The sequence below is a fragment of the Neobacillus sp. NPDC097160 genome (genome assembly GCF_044762155.1).
In the GTDB taxonomy this organism is placed as follows: domain Bacteria; phylum Bacillota; class Bacilli; order Bacillales; family Cytobacillaceae; genus Neobacillus.
Genome location: NZ_JBIWDU010000001.1, coordinates 446,052 through 458,500 on the forward strand (window position 1 = coordinate 446,052; position 12,449 = coordinate 458,500).

Below are 12,449 nucleotides of genomic sequence, written 5' to 3' on the forward strand. Positions count from 1 at the left end.
ACATTAAATTATTGTTGATAACCGCAACCATTATGTGGATATCTTCTTGGAATCTGTGAATATCCCCTTTTATAGAAGGAATGCCACCTTCCAGTCTTTTTACATGGGTTTTTGAGGTTTTTGAAATAAAATTTCAGAAAATCGTAAGAAATTTTAAAAAATGCATCTAATGAAATACTCCTTTATACCCAATTAATCAAGGAAAATAGGACTGTATAGGACATAAGTGGTATAGACGACCATACATACCCCATATATGATTAAAGTAGTTGCAAACGCTGCCATTTATCCTTACATAACAGGCGTTTACAATGGAATCAATCATAATTTAAGGGGGACTTATGAAAAAAAAAACGTTACTCATTTCTTCCATTTGCACTGTTTTTTTGGGAACCAGCACTGTTTTTGCCAACAATGACACAACGATTGTTCCAACGATTGAAAAACAAGAAAAAAGCAGTCCTTTCACATCAGAGAAACCTCACCCAGTTTTCACGTGGAATTCAACCGTGATCCCAGTTTCAAGCGTTCTTCATCCTAGTTCTGCAAAAGGTGCCGGCATGGTAACAGCACCGCTTCAGCAAATCGACCAGATCCTAAACCAAGCTATTTCAGAAAAAGTTATGCCCGGTGCAGTTGCCTTTGTGGCCAGGGGTGGAAAAATCGTTAAACACACGGCATACGGGAATTCTGCACAGTACACCGATGGCAAGTTTACCGAGATGGAAAATCCAATCCCGATGCAAGAGGATACCATTTTTGACCTTGCATCAATTAGTAAAATTTTCACAAGTACGGCGGTGATGATTCTTTTTGAAAAAGGATTATTTGAACTAGATGATCCGGTTGCCAAATATATTCCTGAATTTGCTGCAAACGGCAAACAGAACGTCACCATTCGTCAGCTATTAACACACACCTCCGGATTCGTCTCCTGGATTCCACTCTATACGAAAGGAAATTCACGTGACGAGAGATTGCAGTTGGTTTTTCAACAACCATTAAAAAATCCACCTGGCACTACCTATGAATATAGCGATTTAAACATGATTACCTTAGGTGGATTGGTTGAGCGGTTATCCGGCCAGCGCCAGGATGAATTTGTGAAAGAACATATTACGGGGCCTTTAGGGATGAAGGACACGATGTATAATCCGCCGGCCTCCTTGAAAAACCGGATTGCTGCGACGGAATATCAATCCACGCCAAACCGCGGCCTTGTCTGGGGTGAGGTTCACGATGAGAATGCCTGGTCACTTGATGGGGTGGCAGGTCATGCCGGTGTCTTTTCAACAGCCGAAGATCTTGCTAAGCTTGCGCATATTTTCATCAATGAAGGCAAGTATGCTGGAAAAAGTATCCTGAAGCCGGAAACGGTCAAACTATTACTAGAGAATCAAAATGCAGCTTACCCAGGTAATGACCACGGACTTGGCTGGGAGCTTGGGCAAGGCTGGTATATGGATGCCCTCTCCGAAGGAACTTATTCCTTTGGTCATACCGGTTATACGGGAACGTCGATTGTCGTCAGTCCGAACAATAAAACCGTGGCGATTCTACTGACAAACCGTGTCCATCCAAGCAGAACAACCGTGTCGACGAATCAAACTAGAAGATTGTTTGCAAGGCAGGTTGCGGACGCCATTCCTGTTTCGATACCTGGCAAAGGACCAGCTTGGTTTGCCGGTTATGGCGATAAGCTGAACCGCGTCATGGAGGCTAATCTTCATTTGCAGAAAGATGCAAAATTGACGTTTAGTACTTGGCATATGACCGAGTACCAATGGGACTTCGGCACCGTTGAAATTTTAAAAGATGGTGTGTGGCAAAAAACTGTTGAATTCACCGGTACAAGCAATGGCTGGGAGCAAAAAGAAGTAACGATTCCAAAAGAGGCGGAAAAGCTTCGGTTTATTTATAAAACAGACACAGCGAATAACGGTCGCGGCTGGTATATCTTGAATCCGAAACTTGATTTAATGCCGCTAACCTTTACACAGAACGACTGGCAGTTAAGAGACTATTAAAATAGAGGAGGAGAAACCATGCGAAAATTTTTCAAGCTGTTTATCACCTCATTTCTGGGATTTGCCCTTTTGTTAACGGGGATTCCACTTGCAGGGGCAACTGCAGCTTCAGGGATTAAGGATCTAGTAATTGATGTTAACGTTCCGCAAGTGACGAGAGAAGTGAAAGACAACACGATTCAGTTGAATGCACTAAGTGTGTATGAAGACGGCCACTTTAAGCTGGCTTCGGAGAATCTAACCTGGAAATCTTCGAATAAAAATGTTGCCGCTGTCAAAGATGGTGAGGTAACCCTATCAGGACACAATGGAAAAACGTTTATCTCTGTCAGTGATGGCAGCTTCACCGATCGAATTGCAATTCAATTTAAAGGAAATCAAGGTGAAATCCTTGTGGAAAAAGAAAAGGGATCACGCTATGACCTAATCGGCCAGGCAATCGATAAGATGAGCATGGAAGAAAAAGTCGGGCAAATGCTGATGCCGGACTTCCGAAACTGGAAGGGGAAAAATGTCACGGAAATGAACGATGAAATTGCTGAGCTTGTCAAAAAATATCATCTTGGCGGTGTCATCCTGTTCCGTGAAAACACGGTAACAGCTGCGCAAACAACGAAGCTCGTATCTGCTTATCAAGAGGCTGCGGAAAAGTATGGGCTCTTGATTTCCGTTGACCAAGAAGGCGGAATTGTTACACGTCTACAGTTCGGAACCGATTTTCCTGGAAACATGGCGCTTGGAGCCTCAAGGTCTGAAGAATTGGCCGAAAAGGTGGGCAAGGCGATTGGCGAAGAGCTTAACGCTGTTGGTATAAATATGAACTTTGGACCTGTTCTTGATGTTAATAATAATCCGGATAATCCGGTTATTGGGGTTCGATCGTTTGGCGAGGATCCTGAGCTTGTTGCCAAAATGGGTAATGCCTATATTAAAGGCCTTCATGAAACAGGAACGGCTGCAACGGCAAAGCATTTTCCTGGGCATGGTGATACCGCAACCGATTCGCATCTAGGACTGCCTGAGGTGCCACATGATATCGACCGTCTGAAAAAGGTGGAATTATACCCATTCCAGCAGGCGATGGATGCCGGTATTGATGCGGTAATGTCGGCACACGTTACTTTTCCAAAAATCGATAGCACAAAAGCCATTTCGAAAAAAGATGGCACGGAAATTGCTATTCCAGGCACCCTATCTCACAAAGTGCTAACGGGTCTTATGCGTGAAGAGATGGGCTTTAAGGGTGTGATTGTGACGGATGCCATGAACATGCAGGCGATCGCCGACCATTTTGGCCCGGTTGATGCAGCCGTTCGAGCTGTAAAAGCGGGAACGGATATTGTCTTAATGCCAGTAGGGCTTGAACCCGTAGCAAATGGGCTTTATGATGCCGTGAATTCCGGGGATATTTCAATGGAGAGAATCGATCAGTCCGTTGAGCGGATTTTAACGCTGAAATTAAATCGCGGGATCGTGAAGGCGGAAGTCGAAAAGAGCCTTGATGAAAAAATCGCCAATGCCGAAAAGGTTGCAAGATCAGCTGAACATTTACAAGTAGAAAAAGAAGCAGCGGCTAAGTCGATTACGCTTGTAAAAAATAGCGGTGTTCTGCCACTAAAAACTGGAGCGGACGAAAAAATCGTTGTCGTGGGTTCAAGCGCTTCGGTTATTACGGCTGAGGTCAAAAAGCACCATCCTAACGTAACCGTGATCGATACGGCAGCACCACTTTCAGCTGCCAATTTGGCTATCGCGAAAACAGCCAAATACATCATTGTTGGAACGAATACTTCTACAGTGAGCGGAAGATTGCCTTCTGCCAATTTAATGAAGCTAGCCAATCAATTGATTGAGCAAACGAATGCAGCGGTGATTGGTGTTGGGATTCGCAATCCATATGATATTATGGCCTATCCAAATGTAGATGCCTATCTGACACAGTATGGTACGAAGGATGTAAGCTTTGAGGCTGCAGTTAACACCATATTTGGCGTAAATAAGCCGACTGCCAAACTTCCGGTTACGATTTTCAACCAGGATGGCAGCGAATTATACGGGTTTGACCATGGTTTAGGGTTTTAATTTTTCAAAAATAGGGGGGAGTTCGATGAAAAAGAAATGGCTTACGAGTATTTTGGCGCTGCTGCTAGTTCTTTCGACCGTATCGGCGGCACTTGCTAAAAACGATAAAGATAAAGGAAAGAACAATGGGAAACTCCGTTTAGGTGTTGAGGTGCTATTAAAGGACCGCCTCGATTTAATTAAAGGGAAGCGGGTTGGCTTGATTACCAATCCGACTGGGGTTGATCAAGAGCTTACGAGTGTCGTAGATTTGCTGTATAAAAGTAAGGATGTACAGCTGACTGCCTTATACGGGCCGGAACATGGTGTCCGCGGCAGCGCTCCAGCTGGTTCATATGTGGAGTCCTATATCGATGAAAAAACAGGGGTGCCGGTATACAGTTTATATGGAGCAACAAAAAAGCCGACACCTGAAATGTTAAGCAATGTCGATGTACTGTTATTTGATATTCAAGACGTCGGGGCGCGTTTCTACACGTATATTTACACAATGGCGTTAGCGATGGAAGCGGCAAAAGAAAACAATATTCCTTTCGTCGTGCTCGACCGTCCGAACCCTATTAGCGGCGCGAAGGTAGAGGGACCAGTCCTCGAGGATAAGTACTCTTCCTTTGTTGGTGAATTTCCGATCCCTGTCCGCCATGGGATGACAGTTGGCGAATTGGCTAAGCTATTTAACAAGGAGTTCAACATCGGCGCCAATTTAACGGTTGTAAAGATGGAAGGCTGGAACCGCAGCATGTATTATGATGACGCTGATTTACCATTCGTCATGCCGTCACCGAACATGCCGACTCTAGATACAGCATTAGTTTATCCGGGTGCCTGCCTAATTGAAGGAACGAATGTTTCCGAAGGACGTGGGACAACAAGACCGTTTGAATTAATCGGTGCACCATTTATTAATAGTGATGATTTGGCTGCAAAGTTGAATTCGTTTAATTTACCGGGTGTGACATTCCGAGCTGCGTCGTTCATCCCGTCAACATCAAAATTTGTGAACAAGTTAAGCCATGGTGTGCAAATCCATGTTACAAACCGGAATGCCTACAAGCCATTTGAAACAGGACTTACCATTGTCAAAACCATCCATGACATGTATCCGAATGATTTTCAATTCCGGGCACCGGGCACTAACGGTATTTCTTTCTTCGACAACCTAGTCGGCAACGGCACCATCCGCGCTGGAATCGAAGCAGGCAAATCCATCGAAGAAATGAAAGCAGCCTGGCAGCCAGAACTAGACAAATTTATGGACGTCCGCGAAAAGTACCTATTATATTAATCCCGGCATTTAAAACCTGAGAGGCCTTCTATTTAGGAGGTCTCTTTACGTTTAAAAATATCCTCAGAATTCCGTCCGAAATAAGTACTTCGCGGAATAAATGGTAAAGTTGGCGGAATTCCGTCCTAGTTTGGCGGAATAAATTAGAAAGTTGGCGGAATAAACACGAAAACCCGCGGAATAAATGGTAAATTCCGCGGAAATCCATCTAAAACCCCTGGAATTAATGCTCGCCTCTTCATCCAACCGCATTTTTCCTCTATACATCCACCAATGGCACACTTGTAAAATATAAGATGACAATTGTCATCTAATTTTGGTGACATTACTTACTAAAATTCCCATCCTCGAAATCATACAATGAAATCAAGTAATACAGGAGGTGTTCGGAAGATGAATGAGATTTTAAGCTTATTGAACGTGACAAAGTCATTTCAACATAAAACAGCAGTTAACCAAGTATCTTTCACAATTGGAAAAGGGGAAGTAGTGGCGATTCTTGGCCCGAATGGGGCTGGGAAAACTACGACCATCTCGATGATCTTAGGACTGCTTAAACCAACTGCAGGCGAGGTCAAATTATTTAACCACCAGCCGCAGGAAAAACAAGTTCGTGAAAAGATCGGCACCATGCTCCAGGAAGTCAGCGTTATGCCGGGCCTAAAGGTTCGTGAGATTCTTGAACTCATTAGAAGCTATTATCCACACCCGCTCGCATTAACAGAACTTATCAACCTAACAGGCTTGACAGACCAGGACCTGAAAACACGGGCTGAAAAATTATCAGGCGGGCAAAAGCGCCGCTTAAGTTTTGCTCTTGCACTCGCGGGAAATCCGGAGCTGATTATTTTTGATGAACCAACCGTCGGCATGGATATTACCTCGAGAAATCGCTTCTGGCAAACCATCCATCACATGGCTGACCAAGGCAAAACGATCATTTTTTCAACCCATTATCTGCAGGAAGCCGATGATGCTGCAGACCGGATCTTACTTTTTAAAGACGGTGCGATTGTCGCTGACGGAACACCAGCGCAAATCAAAGCAAGAATTTCGAAACAGTCCGTTTCCTTTATCGTAGACCCAGAGATATCGCTAGAAAGTCTATATCTCCACAGTGAAATTGACGATATATACAGAAAAAACAACCGTGTCTACGTCCAGTCGAACAACACAGACCGAGTCTTAGAGCTACTTTTCCAAGAAAAAATCGGTGCCCGTGACATCCAAATTGAACGCGGCAAGCTAGAAGAAGCGTTCGAACAACTGACGAGCGGCACGAAGGAGGCCATATAAAATGAAAACATTTCAAATGCAGTGCAAAGTCGAAATCATCCGCATCCTAAGGAATCGCTATTTTGTGTTTTGGTCACTCGTCATGCCGATTCTCTTCTATTATATTTTTACAAATGTAGTGAATACAAATGCCCCGGACAAGGCGGAATGGCAGGCGCACTATCTCATGTCCATGACAGTATTCAGCGTGATGGGCTCGTCGATGATGACACTTGGCATCCGCATGGTGCAGGAGCGCTCCCAAGGCTGGTCGACATTTATTCGCGTCACACCGCTTTCCGACACCGTCTATTTTGCGGCACAAATGATTGGTCAAAGCGTGATCCACCTTCTTTCAATTATCATTATTTTTATCGCAGGGGCGATCATCAATGACGTTTCGCTTACCGCATTTGAATGGATCGCCAGTGGTTTATGGATCTTGCTCGGCTCGCTGCCATTCCTCGCGATCGGCACGTTAATCGGGATGATGAAAAAGGTGGAAACGGCAGCAGGCATCAGCAATGTGATTTATATGGTGCTTGCGGTCGCCGGCGGGCTGTGGATGCCTCTCGAGATTATGCCAAAAATGATGCAAAACATCGGAAAATGGCTGCCGTCCTATAATTTTGGCAACGGTGCTTGGGAGATTGTCCGCGGCAACATGCCAGATTGGAAAAATATGCTGATTTTAATCGCCTATTTGGCCTTATTCATGCTACTATCGAAGTATATTAGAAGAAAAACGGAAGCAGTGTGATGCGTTATGAAAAAGTCATTTAGCCTTTTCCCGCGCCAAATGGGCTTTTTCCCTTATATCTTTCTTGTTTATATCGGGTTCCCAGTTTTTTATTTAACAAAAGAGACAGGAGTCAAGCAGCTCATCGGCTATGGGATGGTGCTGCTTTTCTTGGTGACCTATCGTCAGCTTTATTTTTCAATGGGGAAAAGAAAATTCACCTACTGGCTTGCGGTGCAACTGGCGATCGTCTTTATTTTCAGTATGTTTTATCACTTAAACTACATGTTTTTAGGCTTTTTCCCGGCGAATTTCATCGGCTGGTATCAAGAAAAAAGAATGTTTAGACGTGGGCTATTGTGCTTAGTGGTTGTCGAAATTCTTCCGTTCATTGTCCATGTGATCCGAACAAAGACTTTTTTCACCCCGGCAGAGCTTATTTTCTTCGTTCCGTTCCTCATCATTATGCTGATGTCTCCGTTTGGCATCCGCTCGATGAATCGCCGGATGGAGCTAGAAAAAGAGCTTGTACGGGCAAATCAGAAAATTGAAGAACTGGTAAAGCGTGAGGAGCGGGTCCGAATTGCCCGTGATCTCCACGATACACTCGGGCATACACTTTCCCTCCTCACGTTAAAAAGCCAGCTAGTGCAGCGGTTGACGGCGGTCGACCCCGAACGAGCACGGCTAGAGGCGAAAGAAATGGAGGTCACTTCCCGTGCCGCACTCAAGCAGGTTCGCGAGCTTGTAACGGATATGCGGGCAGCCACGATAACGGAAGAGCTTCTGCAAGTACAGCAACTATTACGCGCTGCAGGAATTACCTATCAGTACGATGGGGATGTTGATTTTTCCGGTATTTCCCCTTTCAAGCAAAATATCATTGGCATGTGTGTGCGTGAGGCGGCGACCAATGTCGTGAAACATAGCCGCGCCACCCATTGCTCGATTTCCATCAAGCTTTTATCTGAAAAAATGAACATAGTTGTCCGCGATGATGGGATGGGTATAAGGAATAATCACGCTTTTGGAAATGGTTTACGGGGGATGGAAGAGAGGCTGGCACTCGTTGACGGTGTAATCAAGCTGTCAAACCATAACGGTGCCGTTTTGGAAATCAATGTACCAGTTATAAGAAAAGCGGAAGCACCTGCATAGTGCTGGAGCAGTAAAGGAAGCTTTATTTTTAAAAAAGAGGGGGCGGCAGGATGATTCGTTTGTTTATCGCAGAAGACCAGCGAATGTTATTAGGGGCACTCGGCTCTCTGCTAGATTTAGAGAATGATATGAAGGTGATCGGCCAAGCGTTGAACGGGGAGGAGGCACTCGCCTCGATCCTTGATCTTGAGCCGGATGTCTGCTTGATGGATATTGAGATGCCCATTTTAAATGGACTCGAGGTGGCAGACGAACTGGCAAAGCGTTCATCACCCAGCAAGGTTATTATATTAACGACCTTTGCACGCCCTGGATATTTTGAGCGGGCGGTAAAAATCGGCGTCCACGGCTACCTGCTGAAGGATGGGGAAATTGATGAGCTCGCCGAGACCATTCGCAAGGTGATGGCAGGAAAACGGGTGTTCAGTCCGGAGTTGACGTTTGACGTGATTCGTGAGGAAAATCCGTTGACCCCAAAAGAGCAAGAGATTTTAAGATTAGCAGCTTTAGGAAAAACAACAAAAGAAATCACATCCGAGCTCTACCTATCATCCGGCACTGTCCGCAACTACATCTCCGAAATTATCCACAAGTTAGATGCCAAAAACCGAACCGAAGCCGCCAGCATCGCCGAGAAAAAAGGCTGGCTCTAGCGGTGAAGAGGTGCCTTTTATATAGGTACCTTTTTTATTGCGCCAGGCCGGCCATTTTTCGTCTCAAACGCTCACAAATAATTCGCTCATTCATTACCTCACGCTCTCACGTGGACAATTCCCCATTTATTGCCCATTTCTGTTGGACATTCTTCCATAAACAACGTTACCGAATAATTTAATACAAGCGATGTCATTAAGATATAAGGGTACTTCAACTAATCCCAATCTCAATCGGTAGTGAAGGGGGAAAAAAACATTCGTGAACATATTAATCGTTGGAACAGGATATGTCGGAACGACGACAGGTCTTATTTTTTCCGAAATGGGTCACCAGGTAACAGGGTTAGACCTCGATAAGAATAAAATAAAAGCATTAAAAGCCGGTCGATTACATTTCTATGAGCCCGGACTTGAAGATTTATTAAGCAAACATGTTACAGCCGAAACGATTAAATTTACCAAGAAAGCAAAAAAAGCCATCAAAGAGAATGACGTGATATTTATTTGCGTCGGAACGCCGAAGGGTACGGACGGCAGTGCCGACCTTACCTATGTAAAAAATGTCGCCGAGTCCATCGGCAAATATATGAACCACTATAAAGTCATTGTCACCAAAAGCACGGTGCCTGTTGGGACGGCTGATTTAGTGACGAAATGGATCACGGAAAGCCAAGAGGATCCGATTCCCTTTGATGTCGTCTCCAATCCCGAGTTCTTAAGGGAAGGTTCCGCGCTTCAGGACGCCCTCAATCCTGATCGAATTGTCATTGGGACAACCGGTGAAAAAGCGAGAGCAATCATGAAGGAACTATACAAAGACTTCAACTGCCCGATCGTTGAAACCAACCCGAAAGCCTCCGAAATGATCAAGTATGCAGCAAATTCCTTCCTCGCAATGAAAATTTCCTATATTAACGAATTGGCCCGGGTTTGTGATGTGCTGAAGATCAATGTAAATGAAGTTTCAAGAGGAATGGGGCTCGACCACCGAATTGGTCCGCATTTCCTTCATGCGGGATTGGGCTATGGCGGTTCCTGCTTTCCCAAGGATGTGAATGCGCTAATCCAAATCGCCAAGGAAAATGAAACGGCACTGACTATTTTAGAAAAAGTCGTACAGGTGAATGAAGCACTGCCGTTAACCCTTATTGAAAAATTAAAGCAAGCCCTCGGGGGTGATTTGAATAATAAGACAATCGCCATTCTCGGGTTAGCGTTTAAAGCGAATACGGACGATACACGGGAATCGCCAAGTCTTATTTTGATTGATAGATTAAAAGCCGAACAAGCAAAGGTAAAGGTACACGATCCGATTGTAAAAATAGATGGGCCCCCAGAACAATTTCCTTCGATTGAAGAAACGGTTGCCGGTGCAGATGCACTCATTATTTGTACAGACTGGGAAGTGTATAAACATCTTGATTGGGCAAGTCTGAAGCCGCTAATGGGTCAACCAAATATTTTTGATGGAAGAAACATGCTTGATAAGGAATTAGTGGAGGGTTTAGGATTTCATTATGTAGGGGTCGCCAATCATTAGAAATCACATACGAGGAGGATACAATGTCAAAATGACAGCCTTGATCCTCTTTTTCTTTGTTTTATGGACTACATAATTGGAAAATACGTGGAGGACCCTGCCCACAGCGGGTGGCGTTGCTAGTTTATAGGCAGCAATAAGTATTGACACAAAATCATATTCTTGATACATTTAACTGACGAACGTTCGGAAGGATGGTTATATGACTTCAAAACGAATAAAGGAAGTTGCACTCAATCATTTCACGATAAATGGATATGAAGGGACATCAATGGCACAAATTGCAGATGATGTAGGGATAAAAAAACAATCCATCTATACTCATTTCAAAGGAAAAGATGAACTTTTTCTTCAGGTATGCCTTGATGTGTTTGCGGATGAATTACATTTTGTGATCAATTTTATAGAAAGTAACGCTACTCGGCCGATAGAGGAATTCTTATTTGGTTTTCTTTCACATTATAAAGAGCGATATGAGAAGAACGACCATACAAAATTTTGGCTTCGAATCTCGTTTTTTCCGCCAACACATCTCTATGAACAGATCATGAAAACTGTTTATGAATATTTGGATCAGTTAGAAGAGCTTTTAATTCCGGTGATGGAAAAAGCCATGGAAGATGGAAAAGTCAGCTCCACCATTGATGCTAAGCGAGCTGTTGCTGCATTCTTGGGAGTGTTAGATGGAATATTCGTTGAAATGTTATACGGTGGTCCTGAGCGAGTACTAAAACGATTAGATGCTTCATGGTATCTATATTGGCGGGGATTGTCGAAAGAGTCGCTGTTTTAATGGAGGGAATTGGAATGAATCGAAATTGGGTACTTGTCATCATTGCGGGTATTATTGAAATTCTGTGGGTAATGGGGTTGAAGTATTCTAGTAGCTGGATCACGTGGGCTGGGACTCTTTTCCTTATTTATTTATCATTTGTTGTGTTGATTCAAGCTACGAAAAAGGTTCCGGTAGCTACAGCTTATGCAGTCTTTACGGGAATTGGGACAGCCGGTACAGTTCTGACGGAGATGATTGTTTTCGATGAACCTTTTAGTTGGACGAAAATCTTCTTTATTCTTCTACTTTTAGCTGGTGTAGTAGGATTAAAACTTGTCACGTCAGAATCAGGCGAGAAAGAAGGTGCAGCATAATGGCTTGGATTTACCTTATTTTAGCTGGCGGTTTTGAAGTGGTTGGGGTGACAGGTATGAACAAGGTTGTTAAATACAAAAACGTACAGTCATACTTGATCTTGTTTATTGGATTTATCTTAAGTTTTAGCTTTCTCGGGCAAGCAATGAAAACCCTCCCGATGGGGCTTTCATATGCAGTTTGGACAGGAATTGGCACGATCGGAGGAACAATCGTAGGAATGTTGTTTTACGGAGAATCGAAAGATTGGAAACGGATTTTATTTATCGCGATGATTCTAGCAGCAGTAATGGGTTTGAAATTAACTTCATAATTAGAAAAAGAAAGGACATTACTTATTTTAATAGAGTTTTGTGTAATGTCCTTATGTTTTTTTATAAAACTTTTAAAAAGGCATTGACCAATCTATTAATATACTGTAATATATGAAAAGTCGTCAGCAAGACGATAAGCAGTTAAAAAAGTTGTTGACAATAACAACTTGAAATGATATATTAATAAAGTTGCTTCTGAACGAAGTGACGAACTTGCTCTTTG

General features: G+C 43.6%; 11 protein-coding genes. All 11 read left to right on the forward strand.

The window, feature by feature from the left end; translation table 11 throughout:
* The first annotated feature begins 341 nt into the window (after window positions 1-341).
* The 11 genes from ACIQXV_RS01895 to ACIQXV_RS01945 all read left to right on the forward strand — a co-directional run bounded on the left by ACIQXV_RS01895 (window position 342) and on the right by ACIQXV_RS01945 (window position 12,225).
* On the forward strand, window positions 342-2,027 hold the full coding sequence (locus ACIQXV_RS01895) for a serine hydrolase domain-containing protein (RefSeq protein ID WP_402955174.1): 1,686 nt from the start codon (window positions 342-344) through the stop codon (window positions 2,025-2,027).
* An 18-nt stretch (window positions 2,028-2,045) separates the two neighbouring features.
* On the forward strand, window positions 2,046-4,109 hold the full coding sequence (gene nagZ, locus ACIQXV_RS01900; protein ID WP_402955177.1) for a beta-N-acetylhexosaminidase: 2,064 nt from the start codon (window positions 2,046-2,048) through the stop codon (window positions 4,107-4,109).
* 25 nt (window positions 4,110-4,134) lie between these two features.
* Window positions 4,135-5,394 carry an exo-beta-N-acetylmuramidase NamZ family protein gene (locus tag ACIQXV_RS01905; protein ID WP_402955180.1) on the forward strand — a complete coding sequence of 420 codons (1,260 nt, stop codon included), beginning with the start codon at window positions 4,135-4,137 and terminating at the stop codon, window positions 5,392-5,394.
* 393 nt (window positions 5,395-5,787) lie between these two features.
* The gene (locus ACIQXV_RS01910; RefSeq protein WP_402955183.1) at window positions 5,788-6,690 is read left to right on the forward strand and encodes an ABC transporter ATP-binding protein; all 903 of its coding nucleotides are present in this window, start codon (window positions 5,788-5,790) and stop codon (window positions 6,688-6,690) included.
* Window position 6,691: 1 nt separating this feature from the next.
* Window positions 6,692-7,429, forward strand: a complete 738-nt coding sequence (locus tag ACIQXV_RS01915; protein WP_402955186.1) for an ABC transporter permease — start codon at window positions 6,692-6,694, stop codon at window positions 7,427-7,429.
* Between the two features lie 6 nt (window positions 7,430-7,435).
* Window positions 7,436-8,566 carry a sensor histidine kinase gene (locus tag ACIQXV_RS01920; protein ID WP_402955189.1) on the forward strand — a complete coding sequence of 377 codons (1,131 nt, stop codon included), beginning with the start codon at window positions 7,436-7,438 and terminating at the stop codon, window positions 8,564-8,566.
* A 50-nt stretch (window positions 8,567-8,616) separates the two neighbouring features.
* Window positions 8,617-9,219, forward strand: a complete 603-nt coding sequence (locus ACIQXV_RS01925) for a response regulator transcription factor (RefSeq protein WP_402955192.1) — start codon at window positions 8,617-8,619, stop codon at window positions 9,217-9,219.
* A gap of 262 nt (window positions 9,220-9,481) precedes the next feature.
* Window positions 9,482-10,762, forward strand: a complete 1,281-nt coding sequence (locus tag ACIQXV_RS01930; protein ID WP_402955195.1) for a UDP-glucose dehydrogenase family protein — start codon at window positions 9,482-9,484, stop codon at window positions 10,760-10,762.
* Between the two features lie 202 nt (window positions 10,763-10,964).
* Window positions 10,965-11,555, forward strand: coding sequence for a TetR/AcrR family transcriptional regulator (locus tag ACIQXV_RS01935; RefSeq protein ID WP_402955198.1), 591 nt, complete (start codon window positions 10,965-10,967; stop codon window positions 11,553-11,555).
* A gap of 14 nt (window positions 11,556-11,569) precedes the next feature.
* Entirely contained in the window at window positions 11,570-11,911 is a 342-nt protein-coding gene (locus ACIQXV_RS01940; RefSeq protein ID WP_402955201.1) for a DMT family transporter, read from the forward strand.
* A complete protein-coding gene (locus ACIQXV_RS01945; RefSeq protein WP_402955204.1) occupies window positions 11,911-12,225 on the forward strand; it encodes a DMT family transporter in 315 nt (104 codons plus the stop codon). The genes ACIQXV_RS01940 and ACIQXV_RS01945 overlap by 1 nt, the downstream gene beginning before the upstream one ends.
* Window positions 12,226-12,449: the final 224 nt, after the last annotated feature.